Origin of the sequence: Marinoscillum pacificum (genome assembly GCF_024714495.1) — a bacterium.
Taxonomy (GTDB): domain Bacteria; phylum Bacteroidota; class Bacteroidia; order Cytophagales; family Cyclobacteriaceae; genus Marinoscillum; species Marinoscillum pacificum.
Genome location: NZ_JAMZMJ010000002.1, coordinates 151,762 through 176,215, shown reverse-complemented (window position 1 = coordinate 176,215; position 24,454 = coordinate 151,762). Strand labels below are relative to the sequence as shown.

Below are 24,454 nucleotides of genomic sequence, written 5' to 3'. Positions count from 1 at the left end.
AAGTACTAAAATGAAAAATTACATCATATATATATTGCTTGGTACAGCTCTCGTGTTTGGAGCTTGCGAATATGATAATTATGAAGAACCTCAGGCTATACTTTATGGTCAGGTGGTTTATGATGGTCAGGCGGTAGGAGTAAGGACCAATGGCCCGCAGTTGGAACTGTGGCAAGATGGATATGAGCTATCCAAGAACATACCGATTTTCATTGCTCAGGACGGCACATACTCAGTCTCTTTATTTGATGGAGAGTATAAGCTGGTGCGTAAGGCAGGTGCTCCGTGGCTAGCAGAACTTAGCGATACAATTATTGTCAATGTAAATGGACATACAGAGTTTGACGTGCCTGTTACACCATACTTTAGTTTGCATGATGAAACATATCAGGTTGGGAACAACACAGTGAGTGTTACTTTCACTATTGATCAGGTGGTAGACGCTGCTGCTATACAGGAGGTCAACCTTTATCTCGGTTACGCGGTGTTGACTGATCAGAATAAAAACGAACACATAGCTGGAGCTGATATTTCCAATATTACATTAGGTGGCCAAAATACCATTCAAGCAACTATTCCTGAACACCTGAAGGACGAAGAGTACTTGTTTGTGAGAGTAGGGGTAAGGTCCAATATGTCTGGGGAGTTTTCCTATACCGAGGTGCAAAAACTAGACATTTAATTACTGAAAAATATACCAGACCATGACCCAGAAAGATTTTTGGGTCATTGGTCTTTGTATGCCTTCTGATTAATTATTTCCACAATAAGCTCAACTGTCCTCAGTAGAATGCGGCAGGTAGAGTTGTTAATTCAAGGATTTTGAGAACAATATCAAAAATCATCGTCATCTGCTATGTCTGTTTCTCCTGTGCAGGAACAACGGTAGACACCAGTTCGAGTAGCGCTAACCCTGTCTATACTTATGTAGTCAACGAACAGAAGACCTATCAGACCATTGAGCACTTTGGAGCATCAGATGCCTGGTCTTGTCAGTTTGTCGGCAACTGGCCAATACCTAAGAAAAACGCCATGGCGGATTTGCTCTTTAGTCAAGAGATGGATGGTAAGGGCAACCCAAAAGGAATTGGCTTATCTATCTGGCGGTACAATTTAGGAGCCGGTAGTGCTGATCAGGGAGTCGGTAGTGGTATTGGTGATGCATGGCGTAGAGGACAGTCTTTCCTTCAGGCTGATGGTAGCTATGATTGGTCAGCTATGTCTGGCCAGGTGTGGTTTGCAAAAGCTGCCAAAGAGCGAAATGTAGAAAAGTTGTTATTGTTTTGTAACAGCCCACATGTAAGTATGACCAGAAATAGGAAGGCTTACAGCGATAGCGGATCCACATCTAATTTAGAGGAATCCAGGTATGATGATTTTGCGGACTATCTGGTGAAATCAGTGGAGGGAATGTCTCAAATGGGACTGGAAGTTGACTATATCAGTCCGGTCAACGAACCACAATGGGATTGGGCAGATGGAGGACAAGAAGGCACTCCGTTTTGGAATCACGAAATAGCAGGTATCGCCCGAGTACTCAATCAGCAATTACAAACTAAAGATCTCACGATCAAGATAGATATAGCAGAGGCAGCACAACTCAACTTCCTCTACGAGCAAGCCGATAAACCGGGACGCGCATCACAGCTAGGAGCCTTTTTTGATTCAAACTCAGAGAATTATCTGGGTAACCTTTCCCACATTAGTAAAGCTGTTTCTGGTCATAGCTACTTCACTACTTCGCCAAAGGACAAGCTTTGGTCAGTTCGAGAGCAACTTTCGCAAGCCAGTACAGGAGTTGATTTTTGGATGTCCGAATATTGCATCTTAGGAGGTAATGATGGCGAAATTGACGGTAATGGTCGAGACCTGGGAATGACTCCTGCTCTGTATATGGCTAAGGTGATTCATGCAGATCTCACTGTGGCCAATGCGGCTGCCTGGCATTGGTGGTTAGCGATATCTCCTTATGACTATAAGGATGGTCTTATTTACATAGATAAAAACCAAAACGACGGAACATATTCCGAAAGTAAGATGCTCTGGACTTTAGGGAATTATAGCAGGTTTGTTCGTCCAGGTTATGTTCGAATGGATGTGCAGACCAAAAATAGTCCATTGCTTGTTTCAGCTTATAAGTCACCTGATGGCAATAAGTCAGTTGTGGTGGTCATTAACACTACACCCCAAGCCCAAGAAGTTGACTTTACAATTCCAGGTAAGAACTTGAGAGAAGTTTATGTGACTTCAGATACCGAGGATTTAGCTTTACAAACGCTTGAAAATGATGAGCAACTTTCCATATCTGCACGTTCGGTTACTACATTTATATTTGAATAAATAATGATCAAATTGAAATATACTTTCATTTTTATTTTCCTGTTTGGTGGTCTGATGACTGCCATTGCTCAGAGTTCTATCTCCGTAAAAAGTCCTAATGATCAATTGGCGGTAGTATTTAACCTCAATGACGGTACACCAACTTATAGAGTTTTATTAGCTGGAGAGCAATTCTTGCAAGACTCTCCTCTGGGACTTTCTACTTCTATAGGAGATTTTACTTCAGGTTTGACACTCTTTGATCACACGATCAAGAAAGTGAGTAAATCCTATGATATGACCAATGCCAAGGTGAGTCATGTGGATTATGAAGCCAATGAATTAGATGTTACACTGCTCAATGAGCAAGAAGATACTCTTCATATCTATTTGAGAGTGGCTAACCGAGATGTGGCATATAGTTATCAGGTTGCTACTTCAAAGCACAAACACATCAAGATAATGAGTGAGGTATCAGGCTTTGATTTGCCAGATGATGCAACGACTTATATATCTCCTCAAGCTTTACCCGCAACAGGTTGGGAAACAACCAAGCCGTCTTATGAAGAAGATTATACGTTGAGTGCCGATTTAGGTACTCCATCTACAATCGGTGTTGGCTATGTTTTTCCTGCACTTTTCAAAATAGCAGATCGAGGTTGGGTGTTGATTTCCGAAACAGGTGTGCGTAGTACCTATGTAGGCTCAAGGCTTAGCGAAGGAAGTAAGGAAGGATTATTTACCATTGAGTTTCCTCAGAAGGGTGAGAACAATCATATAGGTGACAACTTTCCATCTATGGCTATGCCTGCCAAAACTCCGTGGAGAACAATTACAATTGGAGAGACACTCAAGCCAATCATAGAGTCTACGGTAGCTTTTGATTTGGTCGATCCGCTGTACGAACCATCTCAAGCGTATCAAATGGGACGTTCTACGTGGAGCTGGATTATATGGCAAGATGGTAGTATCAATTACGAAGACCAGAAGAAATTTATAGATCTGTCTGCAGCACTGGATTTCGAATATGTGCTGATTGACAACTGGTGGGATCAGCGCATAGGTCGTGATCGCATGGTAGAGTTGGTAAACTACGCAGCAGCAAAGAACGTGAGTATCATTCTCTGGTACAACTCCAATGGCTGGTGGAACAATGCACCACAAACACCACAGGATATAATGAACACCGCACCTGAACGCCAAAAGGAAATGGCCTGGTTGCAAAGCATAGGTGTGAAGGGAATTAAAGTGGATTTTTTCGGTGGGGATAAACAGGAGACAATGAAACTCTATGAGGATATCCTCACGGAGGCTAATCGATATGGTATTGCGGTAAATTTCCACGGTTGTACATTGCCAAGGGGCTGGCAGAGAATGTTTCCAAATTACGTCAGTTCAGAAGCCGTGTTGGCTTCAGAAAATTTGGTTTTTCAGCAATCCTTTACAGATAATTATGCCAGAACTGCTACCATCATGCCGTTTACTAGAAACGCCGTTGGCGCTATGGATTTTGGACCTGTTTTTTTAAATAAAAGACTTTCCAAAGATCAAAAAGGAGGGTCGATTCGCAGGACTACAGAAGCCTTTGAGTTGGCAACAGCAGTGTTATTGTTCTCTCCAGTGCAGCATTTTGGATTGACTCCAAATAACCTGGATGAGCAGCCTGATTTCGTGCTCGACTATTTGAGAAAGGTTCCTACCGTATGGGATGAGACGGTATATATTGGTGGACAGCCAGAAGATTACTGTGCGATAGCCAGACGTAATGGTGACAACTGGTACGTGGCGGTGGTCAATGGTACTAAGGAGAAGCGTACCATCAAACTAGACTTGCCAATGCTAGCCGGTAAAGAAGTGCAGTTGCTTAGCGATGAAAAAGATCGCTCTGTTGGCAATAACTCGAAGCAGGTCAAAAAAGATGGAACGATCAGTGTTGATGTACTGGGAGAAGGTGGCGCTGTGTTAGTGTTTGGTGAGTAATCTATGTGTTAGTCATTTTGTGAGAAAATTAATTAACTTATAAGAAGAGCAATTGAGAAGGCAGATGAGTACATGGGACAAGTATTTAGTTATTCTAATCTTAGGATTTATACTTAACCATGGTGCTGCTCAAGACAAGCTTTTCAAACAATATAAGTTTCATCGGTTGGATGAATCTCATGGACTCAGTAATAATGTAGTCAATGATATCATCCAGGATTCCTTGGGGCAGATTTGGGTTGCGACCAACGAAGGACTGTTTCGTTATCAAAGTTTTGGGTTTCAACAATTTTTAAAGGCTAGAGACAAGACGCATTTGTTGCACAACAACTTCGTGGAGCGTTTATATCTAGATGGTTCCAATAATGTTTGGCTCATGACCGATGATGGTGTCGGGAAGTACAGCTACCAGAGTGATGTGGTGAGTAGGTATCTTCCTGATCAAATCAATGGACGCATTAGCAGTATTGCGGAAAGTGAAGATGGTACCCAATATTTTGGTAAATATGATTCTGGTATCCTGCAGGTGAAGGACGGACAGGTTACTGAACTGAATTTGCTAGATAAGAGTTCTGGTCTCAATTTTAGTGAATTTAGTATTCTGTATTTGACTCTCGATGGTCAGTATTTGTGGGCGTTGGTCGGTACCATAGGAGTCATTAGGTATGACTTGGTTTCGGAGAAGATAGTTTATTTCAGTGCCATGGACCTGGCCAATAGAGGTAACCTTCAGCAGTTCGAGTTTTGGCTCGATGATGATGGCCGGGGCTGGTTAACTACTGAGGTAAGTGTTTATGGTTTGGAGGTAGCAGCAGATGATTCTACCAAAATCATAGATAGAGGTCTGGAGCAAGTGCTGCCTGTTGATGACTATCTAACCATCTATATCGACGATCAGAAGCAAATGTGGTTGGGGTCCAGGTTTCAGGGGTTTTTCACCGTGGATATTCAAACCAATAATTATCATTTACTCAGCCACTACACCAATAGACCTGATGAGTTTGGAACCTCCAGCAACACCATTAGCAAGATATACAAAGAGCAGAAAGGTAACTTTTGGCTCGGTACGCACAATGGTGGGATCAATGTTTTCAATCCAGATGGGGAAATAATTAGGGAGTCTACCGAACAGTATTATGAATCTGATTTTTCACTGGCTTATAATAGGGTTTGGGGAACAACCGAGTTAAATGATGGAACTATACTGGTCGGAACCGATGGTGCTGGTGTGAGTTTGTTTGACCCTGCTTCCGGGCATATTCAAAACAATATTTTCCCAGAGCTTTCCGATAAGGCGATTCTTGCAGCTACGCTGGATTCAAAAGACAGACTATGGCTGGGAACCTACGCCCATGGAGTTTATGTTTATGATCAAAGCTTCCGACTTATTCACCATTTTAGCATTAGTTCTCCTAATTCCATTATGATTGTCAATGACATTCGATGCTTCTATGAAACAGAGAATGGGATCATGTACATAGGGACCAATCAAGGTGGACTATACTACTATGATGAAAGCAACCAAGGGTTGGTTTTGGCAACAGCTATTCCTAACTGGGACATCAGATCCATTACTTCCGTTGGTGATGGGATCATGTGGTTAGGAACCTATAGTCGTGGGGTAATTAAATACAATTGGCTTAGCGATAAAGTCTTAGATTCTCACTGGAGTAAGGATGAAGTGCATGCCAAGGATGTGGTATTTGATATGTACCTGGATCAGGATACGCTTTGGGTAGCCACGCGACACAATGCAGTGGTTGCATTTGATATACATCAGGATAAGTTTTTAGAGTTGCCAGAGCTTGATTTTATGGCGGGACGTACCGTTTCTGCTATTCAAAAGGACGCACAGGGCAATCTGTGGATGACGCTCAATACAGGAGTGGTTTGTTTCAGCCCATCTAGAAAATTAGTTTGGCAGTTTAGTTCTGAAGATGGCTTCCAAAGAGGACACTTCAACTTTGGTTCAATCCTTTTATCAAATGCAGGATTTTTAGTGTTGGGAGGTATTCATGGGATGAACACCTTCTATCCAGAGGATTTACTCAACAACAAGAGCAATAATCAAATCATACTTAATCAGTTAAAGGTCTTTAATCAGGTGGTGAATCCTGTGAATTCAGAGATTTTCCCTGATGGGGAGAGTATTTTTCTTACCGACAGAATCAAGCTGAGTCATACAGATAATATTTTTTCGATTCAGTATTCCTATCCTGGTTTCACAGCACATCGAGAAAATGATTTTGTGTACATGCTTCAAAATTATGATAAGAAGTGGCAATATGGTGCTGAGTCCAATGAGGCTACTTACCGAAATGTGCCGCCGGGTAAATATATCTTCAAGGTGAAAAGTGTGGAAACTGGTGTTGAGCGATCCTTAGCAATCACTGTGGATCCACCACTTTGGAAGACATGGCAGGCCTATGTGTTGTATTTATTGGTGTTGATACTTATAATTTGGAGGCTTAACAGATTTAGTCATAGTCGTTTGGCATTGAGGCAAAAGCTGGAATTCGAACAAGAGCTTCGAGAGAAAGAAAGTGCCGCTATGCAGGAGAAATTAAGGTTTTACACCAATTTTTCTCATGAGCTAAAAACACCACTAACCTTAATACAAGGTCCTGTTAATGACCTGATGCAGACAGCAGAGAGTCCACAGCACATCAAGTATTTGCGATTGATTAAGAAAAATACCAACGTAATTCTCCGGTTTATTAATCGTATGTTGGAGTTTAGGAAGATTGAGATGAATAAGACCACTCTCAATGTTGGGTATCATGATATCAAAATTCTGGCTCAGGAAGAAGCGGAGAGCTTTGGTTATTTGGCCAAAGAGAAAGAGATCAAGTTCGGTTTTTATTGTCAGAATGAATTGGAGGTGTGGATAGATCTGGAGAAAATTCAAATAGTGATGAACAACCTCCTTTCTAATGCATTTAAGTTCACTCCTGTAGGAAAGGCTGTCAACTTCGGTGTTTTTGAGGAAAATGGCTACATCATCATTGAGGTAAAAGATCAGGGAGTTGGTATTGCCAATGAAGAATTGAAAAATATATTCTCGCCATTTTTTCAAGCCAGCAACTCTTACAGTAGTGGCGGCACAGGAATTGGTTTGGCGTTGAGCAAAAGCTTTGTAGAACTCCATGGAGGCACCATTGAAGTGGAGAGTGATCTCAATGTTGGAACTGTCATTACAGTAAGAATACCTCGGGGTAAGGAGAAATACGATCAGATGACCAACGTGCGATTTATTGACTCAGCCAAGAAAGAAGCAGAAATTTTGGATGCAGGCCAATTGGACGAAGAGGAGGTAATCTCTTTGAAACAAAAAGAGAGTGAGAAAATGATTTTGGTGGTGGATGATAACAAAGACATTGCTGCTTATATCGAATCCATTTTTGAGAGTGAGTATAATGTGGTGAAGGCTGAAAATGGCCTGGAAGCTTATGATCTGGCCATCAAAAACACACCAGACGTAATAGTCTCAGACCTGATGATGCCGGGAATGGACGGACTAGAGTTTTGTGAGAAAATTAAAGCCAATATTGCTACGAGCCATATTCCGTTGATCATGGTTACTGCCAAAGACTCCAAACACGACAAGGTGAAGGGGTATGAAGTAGGAGTGGACGGGTACATTACCAAGCCGTTTTCTTCGGAGGTTTTATTCGCTAGAGTGTCTAACTTATTGAAAAACAGAGAACTGCTAGAGATCCGGTATGAATCTAATGATCTCATTGATATTGAGAGCACCAAGAGTACACGGGAGGCTGAGTTTGTCCTCAATGCAGAGAAGATTACACTACAGATGCTTGAGCAATCAGAGTTTAGCGTGCCACAGCTATGCAAAGAACTGGGTATGAGTCAGAGTGCGCTATATCGCAAGATCAAGTCTCTAACGGGAGTTTCTATTCAGGTATTCATTCGTAAAATTCGTATCAAACGTGCTGCACAATTGTTATTGTCAGAAGATATGACGGTCACTGAAGTAGCTTTCTCGCTAGAGTTTGCGGATCTCAAGTACTTCCGCAAGTGCTTCAAAGAACAGTTTGGTAAGAGCCCATCAGAATATAGAGCAGAGCAGCTGGAAAAGGCCGAAGATGCTGTAGATTGATAGAGTTGCTTTCTTTTGTTATTTGTTGGTTTTCATGTGCTGGAAGCACTTTTGATCAATAATACCCTCCCCTCTGAATGATGATGCCCTGATGGTTTGAGAGGTTTACACGGATATTTGAATTGGTTAAAGATTACCAAAAGTTAGATATCCTAAATCGCAAAGAATGAACAAACTATTGGCATCACTTTCATGTGGATTGCTTGCCTGCTCGATGGCTTTCGGCCAGACAGCCAAAAACGAATGGGAAAACCCCTCAGTTTTCGAACGAAATAAATTGGAAGGTCGTGCGGACTTTATTGCCTATCCGGATAGGGAAAGTGCCAGGGAAGATGCTTTTGACTCTCCATATTTCCAATCTCTAAATGGTAACTGGAAGTTTCATTTTGTAAAGAAACCATCAGATCGTCCAACCAACTTTTATGAGGTAGCGTTGGATGATTCCCAATGGAGTGACATTACTGTGCCAGCCAATTGGGAAATCGAAGGTTTTGGTCTGCCTATCTACACGAATGTCGTTTATCCTTTTCCGAAAAATCCTCCATATCAGGATGAAAACTATAATCCTGTGGGAACATACCGGAAGACGTTTAACCTGAAAGATGACTTGCTTGGCAAAGAAGTTATATTGAATTTATCTTCTGTGTCAGGATATACCAAAGTCTTTGTTAATGGTCAGGAAGTTGGGATGACCAAAGTGGCTAAGTCTCCTTCTGAGTTTGATGTCACGCCTTACCTGACTAAAGGCGAAAATCTAATTGCCATGCAGGTTTTTAGATGGCATGATGGTAGTTACATCGAAGATCAGGACTTTTGGCGATTGAGTGGCTTGGAGCAGGATGTGTTTCTGTACGCCCTGCCAAAACTCACTGTTTGGGACTTTTACCTGGAAGCAGGATTTGATGCCAATTACCAACACGGAGAGTTTAGCGCTGCCATTGATCTTAAGTCTTTTGATGATAAAGCACCCAAATCAGGTAGTCTAAAAGTAGAGCTACTCCCTGTAGGACAGACAAAAGCTATCTATACTTCTGAGCAGACATTTACTGATGTAATTTCTCCTATGCTGTTTGAAGGCCAGATTAAAGATGTAGCCAAATGGAGTGCAGAGACTCCTAATCTCTACGATTGTGTCATTACCTTGAAAGACGCCAAGGGTGCCATAACTATGGTAACCAGTGAGCAGGTTGGTTTCCGCACGGTAGAGATAAAAAACGCACAACTGATGGTCAATGGCCAACCGATTTTGGTCAAAGGAGTGAATTTGCACATTCATGACGATGTGTTGGGACATGTGCCTAGCCGAGAAACCATGATGAAAGACATTCGGCTTATGAAGCAAAACAATATCAATGCCGTGCGTACAAGTCACTACCCGCAAAACCCTCTTTGGTACAAGCTGTGCGATCAGTACGGTTTATACCTGGTAGATGAGGCTAACATAGAGACGCATCATATGGGAGCAGAGCTGCAGGGCTGGTTCGATAAATCGGTACACCCAGCCTATCTGGAGGAATGGGCTCCAGCACATATGGACCGAATTCAGCGTCTGGTAAAGCGAGATAAAAACCATCCATCTGTAATCCTTTGGTCTATGGGAAATGAGTGTGGTAATGGTCAGGTGTTTTATGATGCTTATGAATGGATAAAATCTTTTGACCCTTCCAGACCAGTGCAGTTTGAACAGGCTGGAGAAAATAAGAATACGGACATTGTCGCTCCTATGTATCCTTCGATTGACTATATGAAGCGATATGCGAGTTCAGAAGCTGAGCGACCATTCATCATGTGTGAGTACTCTCATGCCATGGGCAATAGCAATGGCAACTTTCAGGAATATTGGGATATCATCCTGGGCAGTCCTCACATGCAGGGAGGATTTATCTGGGACTGGGTAGATCAGGGTTTGAAGACGGAAGATGAAAATGGTGTTTTCTGGGCGTATGGTGGAGATCTAGGTGGTCTCAACTATCAAAATGATGAGAACTTCTGTGCCAATGGAGTGGTAGCTGCAGATCGTACTCCGCATCCTGCCCTTGCAGAGGTCAAAAAAGTCTACCAAAACATACTATTTGATTTTGACTCGAAAAGTCAGGTTTTAACAGCTAAGAATTACTTCGATTTTACTAACCTTAATCAATTCCGTTTTGAATATGAATTACTTGGGAATGGTAAGTCGATAAGTCGAGAGGAAATAAAACTAGCAGCTGACCCTCATCAGCAAGTAACGAAAAAGATCAAACTGGCGAAACCGGAGAGAGGTGTTGAGTATGTGCTGAATGTATATGCATATACCAAAGAATCAACGGATGTGGTGCCTGCTGGTCATGAGATTGCCAGAGAACAATTCTTATTAAGTGACTATGGTTTTGAAGCTGAAGTAGCCAATGGTTCACTGCTAGTGGAAATAGATGGTGATCAAATCAAGTTTAGTTCCGGGGTGGTTTCTGGAGTATTCCACAAAGGATGGGGCGTCTTCACTCAATACAAAAATGATCAGATTAGTTTCCGGAGGCTACCGGAGCCTTATTTCTGGAGAGCACCTGTGGATAACGATTTTGGAAATCAGATGCCTTCACGATTGGGTGTTTGGCGAACTGCTCATGCTAATAGAAAGCTACAATCTGTAGTGGTTGGGGAGCAATCCAAATCAGGACTTCCGATCACTGTAACCTATGAGCTTACCGATGTTCATGCTCCGTATACCATTGCTTACCTGATCGCCAATGATGGATCCATATCGATTACTTCCACACTGGATATGTCAGGATTGGAGTTACCAGAGCTACCAAGATTTGGGATGCGTATGGATGTGCCTGGTGCGTATAATAACCTGGAGTACTATGGTCGTGGGCCGGAGGAAAACTATTCAGATAGAAATACTGCTGCTTTTTTGGGTGTTTATCAGTCAAAAGTCAATGAGCAGAAAATGCCCTACATCCGACCACAAGAATATGGCTACCATACTGATACACGTTGGGTACGCTTGACCAATGAATCAGGAAATGGACTATTGATTTCTGGTGCTCAGCCGTTAAGTTTCAGTGCCCTAAATTTGAAGACAGAGGATTTGGATCCCGGCTTAACCAAGAAACAGCAACACCCCACAGATCTTAGATATAAGGATCAGGTAACACTTCACATAGATCTGGCTCAGCGAGGTTTGGGAGGTGATAATAGCTGGGGTATGTATCCGCATAAGGCTTACTTATTGACAGATGATCATTATGTGTATTCTTATAAACTAGAAATTATAAATCCCTAACCATCTATTATGAATTACAAAACGATACTATCAGGTATTTTATTGGTGTCATTGCTTATCGGCTGTGGACCTAAAGACCCTGAATACACGGGCTACCTTTTTGCATATTTTACAGGCAATGGCCCAGGTCAGGAGCAAGTACATTATGCGTTAAGTAAAGATGGTTTTTCCTATTATGCACTCAATAACAACGAGCCAATCATCGATTCTAAGTCCATCAGTAGGAGTGGCGGAGTACGTGATCCACACATTCTCAGAGGTAAGGATGGCTGGTTTTACATGGTGTTGACTGACTTGTATGTGCCAGAAATGGGATGGCAAAATACAGCTATGGTCATGCTTAAATCAAAGGATCTGGTGAGCTGGGAACATACCGTTATTGATATACCAGAAACGTATACAGAGACTTTTGGAGACGTCTTTAGAGTATGGGCACCGCAGACTATCTATGACGATGCTGCTGGTAAGTACATGTTGTACTGGTCGATGCTGCAGCCTGGTGGTCGTGATATTATTTACTACGCTTACGCCAATGAAGACTTTTCAGGTTTAGAAGCAGAGCCAAAGCAGTTACTGTACAAAGAAGGAGCTTGCATTGATGGAGATATCGTGAAGAAAGACGGCAAGTTCTATTTGTTTTTCAAAAATGAAGACAATGATGCGAAAGGTATAATGCTGGCCATCTCCGATAAGATCAATGAAGGCTATGAAGTGCAGGAAGGATTTGTAGATCAGACAGAAAGTGCGGTAGAGGGATCGGGTACTTTCCAACTCAACACTACTGGTCAGTACATTCTCATGTACGACATGTACACCTCTGGTAAATACCAGTTTTGTGTGAGTGATGATTTGAAGACATTCAAAGTTATTGATGAGGATATCAATATGAATTTCCATCCGCGTCATGGTTCGGTTATTCCGATTACTCAGGAAGAAATGGATCGATTGATGTCTAAATGGGGAAAGCTAGGAGGACTGACTTACGGTACCAATAATCCAGCAGCCAAATCCAATAATTTTGAGATTACGGATCAAGAAATCATCATTCCTGTGAAGCCAGGGACAGATGTGAGTCAGTTTGACCCACAACTTGATGTTTATCCCGGAGTGGCCGTTTCACCAACTGAATCACAAGATTTTAATAATGGAGCAGTGACCTACACCTTTAGTATGGGAGATGTGTCTCAGGAGGTTCAAGTTTCTGTCCCTGCATTGGGCAACCCTGTGTTAGATGGATTTTATGCAGATCCTGAAATCATTTATTCAGAGCGTGAGCAGAAGTACTATCTGTATCCTACAAGTGACGGATTTCATGGGTGGTCGGGCAAATATTTTGAGGTTTTTGAGTCTCCTGATCTGATGAATTGGACAAACAAAGGAAAGATCATAGACTTGACTACTGATGTAGAGTGGGCGGATAGAAATGCCTGGGCACCTTGTGCTATTGAGGTAAAAACCGGTGATGCCTATCAATACTTTCACTACTTCACAGCGGCCCAAAAAATAGGTGTAGCTATAGCTAATAATCCTGATGGACCTTTTGTAGATTCTGGAAAAGCACTCATCGACTTTAGACCAGAAGGGGTAAAAGGAGGTCAGGAAATAGATCCAGATGTGTTTCATGATCCGGTTTCTGGTAAGAACTATCTGTACTGGGGTAATGGCTACATGGCAGCCGTAGAACTAAATGATGACATGGTTTCTATCAAAAAGGAAACCCTTACTGTGATGACTCCAGATCAGACTTTTCGAGAAGGCACGGAAGTGTTTTATAGAGAAGGGGAATACTACTTTATGTGGTCAGAAGATGATACCCGTAGCCCTAATTACAGGGTGAGATATGCAACAGCAGATTCACCGTTAGGCCCACTGAATATTCCTGAAGATAACCTTGTAATTGAGAAGGACCCTTCGCAAGGGATCTATGGTACAGGGCATAACTCCACTGTTTATTCGAAAGAAAACGATCAATGGTACATCGTTTATCATAGATTCAATAAACCCAATGGAATTAAAATGGGAGATGCTGCAGGATTCAATAGAGAGGTATGCATTGATGAGATGAATTTCAATGAAGATGGATCTATCATCCAGGTAAAACCAACCCTTTCGGGAATATCGCTTTAGTCAATGATCACGAGAATTTGTATGAAGTTATTTCTTGGAGCATTCCTTGTATTTACCTTTTGTCTTTGTAGTTATGGACAATCACCGCAGTTTGATAATCCATTGGCCGAACAGCGAGCAGACCCGTGGGTAATCAAGGAAGACGGTACCTACTATTTAATAGCAACTGTGCCAGAGTATGACCGTATTGTCATTAGACAAGCTCCGACCATCAATGGTTTGAAAGATGCTGAGGAGAAAGTCGTATGGGAGAAACATGAGTCAGGAGTCATGGGAGCTCATATTTGGGCTCCAGAGCTTCATCGCATAGATGGCAAATGGTACATCTACTTTGCGGCAGGAGAAACAGAGAATATCTGGAATATAAGAATGTGGGCATTGTCCAATTCGTCTGAAAACCCTATGAAAGGAAGTTGGAAAGAGGAGGGTAGGATTAAGACACAGCGAGAGTCTTTTTCGCTAGATGCTACCACTTTTGAGCATAAAGGCAAGCGCTATATGATTTGGGCCCAGTCTGTGATGGAAGATAGAGGAGGTACTGGTTTGGTTCTTGCTGAAATGAAAAACCCAACTACTTTGACAGGGCCTGAGGTGACGATCACTGTGCCAGAGTTTCGCTGGGAGACGGTGAAGTATAATGTCAATGAAGGGCCTGCAGTTCTGAAGAGAAACGGAAAGATTTTCGTGGCTTACTCTGCCAGCGCTACCAATCAAAACTACTGCATGGGCTTGCTTTGGATAGATGAAAATGCCGACTTACTCGATGCAGCCAATTGGCAGAAATCTCCTGGCCCAGTGTTTTATACCAACGAAGAACTGAAGCGATATGGTCCAGGTCACAACTCTTTTACCGTAGCAGAAGATGGAGAGACAGATGTCATGATCTACCACGCCAGAGATTATAAAGAAATACAAGGTCACGAACTGTCAGATCCAAATAGAGCTACTCGGGCGCGGGTTGTAGAATGGACGGAAGCTGGTTTCCCCGACTTTATGCAAGGAATCGAAGATTGATCTTCATACTTTTCTAGTTAGTTTGAAGCCCTTTTGAAGTTTTCTTAAGGGCTTTTTTAGTCGAAATGGTTTGATAAGCTTAGAATTGAATGGCTGAGAAAGTAGAGGCATTAATACTATGAATTATCATGACGGCTTTGGAGTATTTCTATTTTCTCACTTATCAAATTTATAGTTATTGTATTGTTGAAACTGAAAGGGGTTGTACAGAATTACGCCTGGGGAGCAACCGAATTCATTCCTAACCTGATAGGTGAGCAAGGAACCTGAGAATGATGTGAAATGAAGGATTGCGAATGATAATCTAATATAATGGAAGCGTATTAGGCTTTTTCAAGTTCGAATATGGTGATTTCAGGTCTTACATTGAACCGCACTTGCCATAAATGACCTACTGCTCTATTGATGTATAACGTTCGACCATCTTTTAAGTCGATTTCTCCTTGTGAATAGTCTTTATTTACAACCGGGAGTAATGGGGCATCTAAAAATGGTGGTTTGCATTGTCCTCCATGGGTATGTCCTGATAATATCCAGCCCTTATAGCCATTCCAAACATCTAAATCGCAAACATCTGGATTATGACATAATACAAGATTTGCTTTGGCTTCATTATAACTTTTCATCACTTTGTCAGGTGCGAAATTTAAAGCCCAATAATCATCAAACCCGATGATGTTCAAGCCTTCACTATTGGCTTGGGCATTTTTGAGCATTCGGATACCAGCATTTTCTAATTGGTGAGAGATTTGATCCGCTACATGTTGTTCTGCCCAATTCTTACCGTAATCGTGATTTCCTAGAATCCCAAAGGTCCCGATTCTTCCTTTAACTACATATTTAAGCACTTCATCAAGTTGTTTGTATTGATGTTCGTTTTCGTAACTGACGTAATCACCTGTATAAACAACAAAATCAGGATTTCTAGCTTGTGCTTTTTTAAAAGAATCGATGATATAACTATAGTCAAACCGGTTTCCAATGTGGACATCACTGATTTGCATTAGTGTTTTTCCTATGAGATGATCAGGCAAATTGGCAATTGGCATTTTACGTATGACAAACTCCAACCAAAATGGTTCAACCTGCCAGGTATATAGTCCGGTCAAAGCTCCGATTCCCACTGTTCCAAATACGGTTCGTTTGATGAATTTTCTTCTGATCATTTTAACAAGTTATAAGAACACTTCTATAGTCAGCGATCAAGTTTGAAACGCGTAAATTCCCATCAGCATATAGTTACGCTAGAGAATAATGGTAATTACTTCTGATATTTTAATATTCAAACCTAAGATCAAATACTTCAACTTCAGCACTCTTTTTATCAGAAAGTCCTTCTCCATCCACTTGTGTTGTCTTTTGAATAAATAGACTTATCACTTGTTGATTTTTCCAAAGCCAAGGATCCAAAGTAGGTTCCCAGGCATCGTATCCAGCAGTTGAGTAATCAGTAATTGACCAATCTTTGTTGAAGGGTAATTGATTCAGGGCAAGGGAGACTTTATTGTCTCTTTCTGCATCACGGAAAATGACAAGGACATCCTTTTCAGAAACCACTATTTGTGGTCGTGAAATCGGTATTTGTTTGGTGCCCATTCCACTCAGGCTGAATGGAGTTTTTCTGAAATCAAGATTTTCGTGATGCCATTTGTTTTTAGATACATAGACTATCTGGAATTGTGGAATAGCTGATCCTTGAGGTTTCCAATAGCTCACAATAAATGGATTGCCCTCTTGATCGGTGGTCATAGAGGTCTGATTGATCAACTCACTTTTTTGAGGGATTTGCTGAATCACCTCTGCAGAGGATTTAGTGATAGGTAAGTTGTAAATCCCGTTTTTTGAATTCATCCAGGTTTTTCCACCATCTACTGATTTGGCATAGCACAGATCATTGTTACTGGCAACATCGGGACTTTCTCGCCAAACCCAGGAAATATGAATGGCTCCCATATTATCTATGGTAGCTTGCCAGTACGCATTTCTTTGTCCTTCACCATCTATTAAGTTGGTCTGGACTCTTTCCCAGGTTTGGGTATCAGGTTTATATTTATTAATGACCATGTTGCCATTTCCTGATCCTCCATCACGATAAAAGAAATACAAGTCACCTTCTGGTGATTTATAGAATTCGGGATAAGAAACCACATTTTCTTGCTTGCCAACCATGGATATCTTAGAGCCGAGTTCTAGTGAACCTGGAGTGGTGCCTCTGGCATATCGAAGCGCGTTGTTATGATGATCCCATGAGACATGTAAGTACCCGTCTTGATCAAGTTCAATGCTGGCAGAATTGTGAGCGTCTCTTACATTTCCCTTGTATTGGGTGGTGTTGATTTCCCATTCTTTGGAAGCGTGTTTCCGTTTGCCCAATACTAAAAATCCGTCAGGATCATAATATGCTATGAATTGCACACTATCATTGGAAGTGAGCGAATTCTTTCGAAAGATTACAGTATTGATGGAGTTCTTCGCCCAGCCTTCACCTACGTAGGATTTTAGAGGTTTTAAAGCAGTCTGTGCAAACAGCGAATTGCACCACAAAACCAACAGGCTTATACAAGTCTGACTTATCAAACGCATTCCTACTTACTTTAGGTTTTGGTATCTTTTTAGAGCTTCTATATAGTAGTAATCAGCATAGCTAAGAGGAACATCAACCTCAGTTCCATTTGGCATATGCCCCACACTATGTTTTAATAGGAATCCTCCAATTTCTCCTTGGTTAGCGAGATAGTCTTGATTGGATAAGGTTTTAAGCATCGTCTCTGCTACTGTTAAGTATTCATCGCTCAAAGGTTGATCCACATATTCACTCAATTCTAGTAATGCGGAAGCTATAATAGCCCCAGCTGAAGCATCCCTTTTGGTGTTTGGAATATCTGGAGCATTGAAATCCCAATATGGTACTTTGTCTTCCGGTAAATTAGGATGGTTTAAAAGGAATTTGGCAATACTTCTCGCTTGATTCAAATAAGTTTCATCTTTTGTAAAACGATACATGATTGTAAAACCATAAAGCCCCCAGGCTTGTCCTCTCGCCCATGCAGATTCATCCGCATAGCCTTGTGAAGTGTTTCTTTTTTCTACTTCTCCGGTGATGGTGTCATAAGAAATGACATGATAGCTGCTAAAATCTTCTCGGTAGTGATTTTTAAGCGTGGTATTAGCATGTGTTTTAGCAATTTCGGCAAAGGTGGAATCATTGAATTCTTCTGCTGCCCATAGAAGCATTTCCAGATTCATCATGTTGTCGATGATTACAGGATATTGCCATTGATCATTCCAGGGTGCAGCGTCCCAGGATCTGATACATCCAATTGTCGAGTCAAATCGCGTGATTAAAGATTTGGAGGACTGATAGATGATTTCTTTATAGGTAGGGTTGGATGTGATTCGATAGGCATTTCCAAAACTGCAAAACATCATAAATCCCAGGTCATGAGTTGTGGTATTGTATTGTTCTTTTTCCAACTCCAATAGTTTCTCAGTTGCAAGATTGAGCAATGCAGAGTCTCCAGTTTCTTCAAAGAGGTAGAGTAATGTCCCTGGATAAAAACCAGAACACCACCAGCCAGAACCACTGGTTTGTACTTTGTTGTTTTCAAAAGTTTTGGGGAATTGATTCGTTGAAATATTGGAAGCCAGTTTTTGGTACTGCGAACCTCCCAGGTCATAAATACTCTTGATTTGATCATTAAATGTTACTTCTGAAGACTGTTCAGAACCAGAACATGCAGCCAAAAGTGCGCAGAATAGAAAAGCGAGTTGGTTGATTTTCATTTTTAGTAGAGTTGTTGTTGAAAAATTGCCTCCAGTAAAAATAGAAAAGTAAAGTCTTAATGAAGTTGAGAAACTGACTTAATCTGAAGTGGAATGAGTATAAATGTGAAAAGCAGCCAAATGGCTGCTTTTCGTAACTCGATAACGAGTATTCAAGGAAGTAATTATTTGTTAAGCCGCTTCTAATTCTGCGCCTTTTTTAGCTTGTAATGCTTCAGCGTAATTTTTATACACTTCACCTTCCAATTGGAATAATTTTAAAAGAAGCCTTGCAGAACCTCTAGTGACTATGTTATCAGAGATCACATTCACTTTTCCCAGTTTTCCTTCTAGAGAGTTCATGAATTCTATCCATTCTTTTCTTGCAGCTAAATCAAACCCAGACATTGAGGTGCAGTCCCAGATAAAGTTGAATGGAGCAAGTGAATTGCTGAATTTCAATTTGAATTCTTCTACCGCTTCATGACAGGCCTGAGTGGTGAATTTGCCTTGGAATGTGAATTTGATGCAGTTTTTTGATAGTAAGTGATCTTGAGTTATATCTACTTTGTTAAGCATTTCTATAATTGGTTAATGTTATTAAACAATGTATTTCATTAAGTTATGTTAGGCGCTGATTCGTCCTTTTTCTTTTAATAACCGCTCGTTGATTTCTGTCTGCTTCTTGGTGATTTCTAACAAACGCTCTTTTGAATTCTGAAGCTCTTGATTGGATATTTGAAGAGCTTTTTGTGTTTTCTCCAGTTGTTGTGTTTTTGAAACTAATTTGGTGTTCAGTTTTCTAATCATGTCATTAGAAGAAACCAATTCGTGCTGAGCTTCCTGACTTAACACTACAAAGAAATAAACCAAGGCAAATACTACTGAGCTGATAATAACCGCATTCAATGCAAGGAATCCGAGTGATACATCAGATAATGGCTCCGGTTTAAACTGATAGAAAACATCATCATACAGGTAAAGAAATACCGTTCCCGTTACGAAAAGTACTAACCAGATCATTGCATATCGCATCTTTTCGAATGATAATGAAGCTAACAAGGCAAGTATTGACCATAGCATCACCATTCCCGAAGGTAAGAATCCACCTAAGCTGGCTTGCAGCATAAAAGGAAGAGCCATTGATATGAAAATTTGGACAACTCTGGCTACTTTAAAATTCTTAGAAAGTTTGAATCCTAAAATATTGATAATACTAATTAACACATATCCATAAGGAATAAAACTCGGGTAGATGATGTCATAAGAAACCAAAAGTGTTCCCCAGATGATACCACCCATGCTCATGAAGGTAGCTAAGAATACTAGGAAACTCTTTTGAACTTTGATTTCTTCAGAGTCACCTAGTTTGTGTCCTATACTTGAGAAGTACTTAATTGAATTTGTCATGTTGTTCTGTTAAGGCGAGGTTGATTATGATGCGAAATAACGATGAATACTGAGCCCAAAATCAATAAAGTCGTTGAAATGAAATAGAATCTAGTTCAGTTATTGATAAATCTCGGCAAGAGAATAAGTGATTTACCTAGATGGGATTTTAGGGGTTTGACGTGCCAAAAATCAGTTAAACGGTTTATTAAACTCACTTAACGTGTAAATCGATCCTGTAAACGATATCAAATGTGCGTGATTTAGTGCTTTATTACTTTTACATCAGATTTCATTGAACAGTGGTTAGGGTTTAATGAGATTTTTTGGCGGAACGGCCTGGATGATTTTCATCCAGGCTTTTTTTATTTTCTTCCGATTGTAGAATCTAATGATTGCGTTCATTACCTTGTAATTGCGAACATTTAGATAATGAAATTACCCCCAGTGCCTAAAAACGAAGCTGAGCGACTGCAGGCTCTTCATTCTCTCAATATTTTGGATACCCTTCCAGAAGATGAGTTTGATTCGTTGACAGAGTTGGCATCTTACATTTGTGGTGTTCCTATTTCGCTTATTTCGTTCATTGATGCAGACCGGCAGTGGTTTAAGTCTGCTAAGGGATTTGACAAGTCTGAAACCAGTAGAGAAAGCTCCTTTTGTGCTCATGCGATAAATTCTCCGGATGAATTAATGGAAATTAATGATGCCGATAAAGATGAGCGCTTTGAAGATAATCCTTTAGTGACAGGTGATCCCCACATAAAGTTCTATGCAGGTGTGCCAATTCTTGATGAGAATAAGTTACCATTAGGTACCATCTGTGTCATAGATACGAAACCGCATAAGCTCAATAAGAAACAAAAGAGAGCTTTAAGTGCACTTGCCGTGCAAGCATCTACATTGGTGCAGTTAAGATCTCAAAGTATTGCCTTTCGTCAAAATCAGTTACGCTACTCAGATGTATTAAATAGTGTAGATGATATCATTTTCGAATTGACTAAGGATTGGCAATTTGAATTCGTGAACAAAAAATTCACTGATCTGGCAGGTTACACTCCTGAAGAATTAAGAGATATTTTCTATTGGGATCTAATTAAGAAAGGTCATAAATCCAGGGTGATTGAATATTACCGTCAGCAACTATTAGAACAAAGAGAAACCAGTTATCTGGAATTTCCTTTTGTAAACAAACATGGTGACGAGATTTGGGTGGGACAGAATGTGGTGATGAAATATGACAAGAAGGGGAAGGTTATTAGAATCATTGGTGTATGTAGAGATATAACCACTCTTCGAGCCGAAAAACAGGCTCTCAAATTGCTTTCAGAAAACACTAAAGATCTGATAGGTCTACATCAGCCCGATGGTACATATATCTACGTTTCCGACTCTGTAAAGGACTTGCTAGGGTATGAAGTGGAAGAAATGATAGGGAAAAGTCCCTATGAATTTATTCACCCTGAAGATGTGAAATATTTGGAATCAGAGGCTAGTCTCAATCATATTCAAGGAGAAGGTTTTAATGGATTAGAGTTTAGATATAGGCATAAGAATGGAAAATATATATGGTTTGAAGCGTACACGAAGCTCATACAGGATGACCAAGGCGAAGTAACTTCTATTCAAACCAGCTCGAGGGATGTAACATCGAGAAAAGATGCTGAAATGCTTCTCCAGACACATAAAAACAACCTTGAAGCCACTATTGAAAATACGGATGCGGCTATTTGGTCAATTGATCATAATTTTAGAAACGTCGTTTTTAACAAGGTTTATGCAGACATATATACAAGTATCGTAGGTTCTAAGCCCCGAGAAGGGGATTATAGTATATATCCTGATCATAAGTTCTTAAATCTTGAGGCCGAGTATAAACGAGCATTAGCGGGGGAGAGGTTTTCAATAGAGGAAACAGCAGTTATCTACAGTCAAAAGAAGACGTTCAGGAATTACTTTAATCCGATAAAAAATGCCACAGGTGTCGTTGTAGGAGTATCTATATATTCCCGAGATATTACAGAAGAAATTGCTGTAAGAGATCGTGCTGAACGCTATAAAGAAGGCTTAAAGCTGCTAAATGAAATCTCAACTAATAACTACCTAAGTGAGAAACTACGGATACAGAAAGCACTTGAGTTATCGTGTTTTTACCTGAAGATGCAGTTGGGTTTATTAACCTTTTCCAATGAAGGTAATGTCTTGATTAAACATTTGCATGATGAAATGCAGACAGGCATTATCGAGGGAATGAACATCCCATATGAAGATTCATTTACTGCATATGTTCAATCGAAAAACAAAGCAGTAGCAATAGGGGAGCTTGATGGCCGACGAATGCAAAAGAATCATATGTTTGATTCTTTAGGAGTAAAAAGTATAGTTGGGGCACCATTTAGAGTGCATGGTAAGGTAAAAGGTACCTTGATTTTTGCTTCTTTTCAGATAAAAACATTTGATGCGAATGATCTGGATTTTTTGAATTTGATGGCTTCATGGATAGGCTCTATGCAGGAGCGTTCGGTCTATGAAAAGCAGCTTGTATCAGAAAAAGAAATATTAAGGGAGTTTGTGCGGTCAGCACCTGCGGCAATTGCAATGTTTAATACTCATATCGAATATGTGGCGGCCAGTGCCAAATGGAGTGAAGATTATAACCTGGGCGATACTCATATACTTGGTAAAAGTCACTATGAGGTCTTTCCTGAAATAGGAGAGGATTGGAAAACTATTCATAAGCGAAGTGTACAAGGTGAAGTCATAAGTAAAGAGCGTGATCTTTTTGCTAGAGGTGATGGAACTCATCAATGGATCAAGTGGGAAGTTCGTCCCTGGTATGAAAGTCGGAATGAGGTGGGAGGAATCATTATGTTCACTGAAGATGTATCAGAGCTTGTCAAGCAGGAAGAAGAATTACTTCAGGCAAAAGAAGTGGCAGAATCTGCAGCCAAGGCAAAGGAAACCTTCCTTTCTACCATGTCACATGAGATTCGTACACCAATGAATGCGATTATTGGCATATCTAATTTGCTACTTGGAGATCAGCCAAGACCTGATCAGTTAGAAAACCTCAATTTGCTAAAGTTCTCTAGTATGAACTTATTAGCATTGATCAATGATATTCTGGATTTTAATAAGCTAGAATCCGGGAAGATGATTTTAGAAAAGATTGATTTTGATTTAAAAAATCTGGTCAATAGTGTATGTGATACACTACGCTTGAAACTTGAGGAGAAGAATCTGGAGCTCATCTATGAGTATGATGAAAAACTGCCTCTTTACTTCAAAGGAGACCCTGTTCGTCTCAATCAGATATTGACGAATCTTCTATCTAATGCTATCAAGTTTACTGTTAAAGGCAGTGTGGAAATTCGTATAGAATACATTGAACAATATGATGAATACTATAACATTAAGTTCTTCGTAAAGGATTCAGGAATAGGGATTGAAGAAGAAAAACATGAAAGTATATTCGAAAATTTCACTCAAGCGAGTTCTAGTATTACCAGAGAGTATGGTGGGACTGGGCTTGGATTAGCCATCACTCGGAAGCTGCTCAACATAATGGATAGTGACATCTACGTCAAAAGTGAATTGGGGAAAGGAGCGGAATTTTGGTTTTATTTATTTTTACCAATCGGTGAAGAGGTTTCTGGCTCACCGGTAAATGAACCTACCTTGAATACGGAGCAAGCGCAGCATAATCAATGTATTAATCTCTTGATTGCAGAGGATAATAAAGCAAATCAGACGGTGTTATCTAAGTTTTTGGATCGCTGGTCGTTCTCATACGATTTTGCCGACAATGGACAGGAAGCATTGGATTTGGTTAAGTCAAAGCAGTACGGAATGATCCTGATGGATATTCAGATGCCGGTAATGGATGGGTATGAAGCTGTGAAGAAGATTCGTCGATTAGAGGATTCGTACTTTAAGGAAATTCCAATCTATGCGTTGACAGCATCCGTGCTTTTAGGAGTAGAAGATGAGGTAAAGAAGGCTGGTATGAATGGTTATATAGGTAAACCATTTGAGCCAAGGGAGCTTTATGACAAAATCATTGAAAATGCCAAACAGGTTGTCTTGAATAAGGCTGTTTGGCTAGAGGACCTAGACCCAAAGGTAATTCTTGGTGATAGTCAGTTTTCTCGTGCAGTTATCGAAGCACTTGAAGAGGAATGTTTACCTGTTTTGAGAAATCTCGCCGTTGCTTTAGATGATAGTCAGTTAGATCTTGCTTCAGAACTTTTTCAGAAGATTCAAAAACAAGGTTTGGTGTATAGTATTGCTGTTTTGCAGCCTTTATTTAGATTAAATTTTGAAGAATTTATGTATGCAGAAAGAAAGTATTTTCAATCATTTATTGCACGTTTAAAATGATTTTTCATTTGCCTTGTGAATTGGTCAACTTAACGTGGATATTGGTATCATTCAACGAGTAGGGATTATCGATCAAAATGGAAAATTCTACATTTGAATAT

Annotated in this window: 13 protein-coding genes; 8 read left to right on the top strand and 5 right to left on the bottom strand. The window is 40.5% G+C overall.

All coding sequences use genetic code 11. The features are described from left to right. Positions 1-10 precede the first annotated feature (10 nt). From NXS00_RS07725 to NXS00_RS07695, 7 genes are all read left to right on the top strand, one after another. On the top strand, positions 11-682 hold the full coding sequence (locus NXS00_RS07725; protein WP_258098580.1) for a DUF3823 domain-containing protein: 672 nt from the start codon (positions 11-13) through the stop codon (positions 680-682). A gap of 140 nt (positions 683-822) precedes the next feature. Then, positions 823-2,340 carry a glycoside hydrolase gene (locus NXS00_RS07720; protein WP_258098579.1) on the top strand — a complete coding sequence of 506 codons (1,518 nt, stop codon included), beginning with the start codon at positions 823-825 and terminating at the stop codon, positions 2,338-2,340. Between the two features lie 3 nt (positions 2,341-2,343). Continuing rightward, on the top strand, positions 2,344-4,299 hold the full coding sequence (locus NXS00_RS07715; RefSeq protein WP_258098578.1) for a glycoside hydrolase family 97 protein: 1,956 nt from the start codon (positions 2,344-2,346) through the stop codon (positions 4,297-4,299). A 64-nt stretch (positions 4,300-4,363) separates the two neighbouring features. After that, complete coding sequence (locus tag NXS00_RS07710; RefSeq protein WP_258098577.1) at positions 4,364-8,416, top strand: hybrid sensor histidine kinase/response regulator transcription factor; 4,053 nt, start codon at positions 4,364-4,366, stop codon at positions 8,414-8,416. Positions 8,417-8,582: 166 nt separating this feature from the next. Further along, positions 8,583-11,681, top strand: coding sequence for a beta-galactosidase, LacZ type (gene lacZ, locus NXS00_RS07705; protein ID WP_258098576.1), 3,099 nt, complete (start codon positions 8,583-8,585; stop codon positions 11,679-11,681). Positions 11,682-11,690: 9 nt separating this feature from the next. Continuing rightward, on the top strand, positions 11,691-13,808 hold the full coding sequence (locus NXS00_RS07700) for a glycoside hydrolase family 43 protein (protein ID WP_258098575.1): 2,118 nt from the start codon (positions 11,691-11,693) through the stop codon (positions 13,806-13,808). A gap of 21 nt (positions 13,809-13,829) precedes the next feature. Beyond that, entirely contained in the window at positions 13,830-14,822 is a 993-nt protein-coding gene (locus tag NXS00_RS07695; RefSeq protein ID WP_258098574.1) for a glycoside hydrolase family 43 protein, read from the top strand. Between the two features lie 323 nt (positions 14,823-15,145). On the opposite strand, the gene NXS00_RS07690 is transcribed toward NXS00_RS07695, so the two are convergent. From NXS00_RS07690 to NXS00_RS07670, 5 genes are all read right to left on the bottom strand, one after another. Continuing rightward, positions 15,146-15,988 carry a metallophosphoesterase gene (locus tag NXS00_RS07690; protein ID WP_258098573.1) on the bottom strand — a complete coding sequence of 281 codons (843 nt, stop codon included), beginning with the start codon at positions 15,986-15,988 and terminating at the stop codon, positions 15,146-15,148. A 109-nt stretch (positions 15,989-16,097) separates the two neighbouring features. Further along, on the bottom strand, positions 16,098-17,405 hold the full coding sequence (locus NXS00_RS07685; RefSeq protein ID WP_258098572.1) for a BNR repeat-containing protein: 1,308 nt from the start codon (positions 17,403-17,405) through the stop codon (positions 16,098-16,100). Between the two features lie 6 nt (positions 17,406-17,411). Further along, positions 17,412-18,605: a glycoside hydrolase family 88 protein gene (locus NXS00_RS07680; protein WP_258098571.1), complete on the bottom strand. Its 1,194-nt coding sequence runs from the start codon at positions 18,603-18,605 to the stop codon at positions 17,412-17,414. Positions 18,606-18,776: 171 nt separating this feature from the next. After that, a complete protein-coding gene (locus NXS00_RS07675; RefSeq protein ID WP_258098570.1) occupies positions 18,777-19,163 on the bottom strand; it encodes an STAS/SEC14 domain-containing protein in 387 nt (128 codons plus the stop codon). A 48-nt stretch (positions 19,164-19,211) separates the two neighbouring features. Then, positions 19,212-19,994: a coiled-coil domain-containing protein gene (locus NXS00_RS07670; protein WP_258098569.1), complete on the bottom strand. Its 783-nt coding sequence runs from the start codon at positions 19,992-19,994 to the stop codon at positions 19,212-19,214. A 411-nt stretch (positions 19,995-20,405) separates the two neighbouring features. Between NXS00_RS07670 and NXS00_RS07665 the strand changes: the two genes are divergently transcribed. Beyond that, complete coding sequence (locus tag NXS00_RS07665) at positions 20,406-24,353, top strand: PAS domain S-box protein (RefSeq protein WP_258098568.1); 3,948 nt, start codon at positions 20,406-20,408, stop codon at positions 24,351-24,353. Positions 24,354-24,454 lie beyond the last annotated feature (101 nt).

What these genes read in the sequence shown, in the direction of transcription:
- NXS00_RS07725 (WP_258098580.1), top strand. Translation starts at nt 11, where the DNA reads ATGAAAAATTACATCATATATATATTGCTTGGTACAGCTCTCGTGTTT.
- NXS00_RS07715 (WP_258098578.1), top strand. Translation starts at nt 2,344, where the DNA reads ATGATCAAATTGAAATATACTTTCATTTTTATTTTCCTGTTTGGTGGT.
- NXS00_RS07710 (WP_258098577.1), top strand. Translation starts at nt 4,364, where the DNA reads ATGAGTACATGGGACAAGTATTTAGTTATTCTAATCTTAGGATTTATA.
- lacZ (WP_258098576.1), top strand. Translation starts at nt 8,583, where the DNA reads ATGAACAAACTATTGGCATCACTTTCATGTGGATTGCTTGCCTGCTCG.
- NXS00_RS07700 (WP_258098575.1), top strand. Translation starts at nt 11,691, where the DNA reads ATGAATTACAAAACGATACTATCAGGTATTTTATTGGTGTCATTGCTT.
- NXS00_RS07695 (WP_258098574.1), top strand. Translation starts at nt 13,830, where the DNA reads ATGAAGTTATTTCTTGGAGCATTCCTTGTATTTACCTTTTGTCTTTGT.
- NXS00_RS07690 (WP_258098573.1), bottom strand. Translation starts at nt 15,988, where the DNA reads ATGATCAGAAGAAAATTCATCAAACGAACCGTATTTGGAACAGTGGGA.
- NXS00_RS07685 (WP_258098572.1), bottom strand. Translation starts at nt 17,405, where the DNA reads ATGCGTTTGATAAGTCAGACTTGTATAAGCCTGTTGGTTTTGTGGTGC.
- NXS00_RS07680 (WP_258098571.1), bottom strand. Translation starts at nt 18,605, where the DNA reads ATGAAAATCAACCAACTCGCTTTTCTATTCTGCGCACTTTTGGCTGCA.
- NXS00_RS07675 (WP_258098570.1), bottom strand. Translation starts at nt 19,163, where the DNA reads ATGCTTAACAAAGTAGATATAACTCAAGATCACTTACTATCAAAAAAC.
- NXS00_RS07670 (WP_258098569.1), bottom strand. Translation starts at nt 19,994, where the DNA reads ATGACAAATTCAATTAAGTACTTCTCAAGTATAGGACACAAACTAGGT.
- NXS00_RS07665 (WP_258098568.1), top strand. Translation starts at nt 20,406, where the DNA reads ATGAAATTACCCCCAGTGCCTAAAAACGAAGCTGAGCGACTGCAGGCT.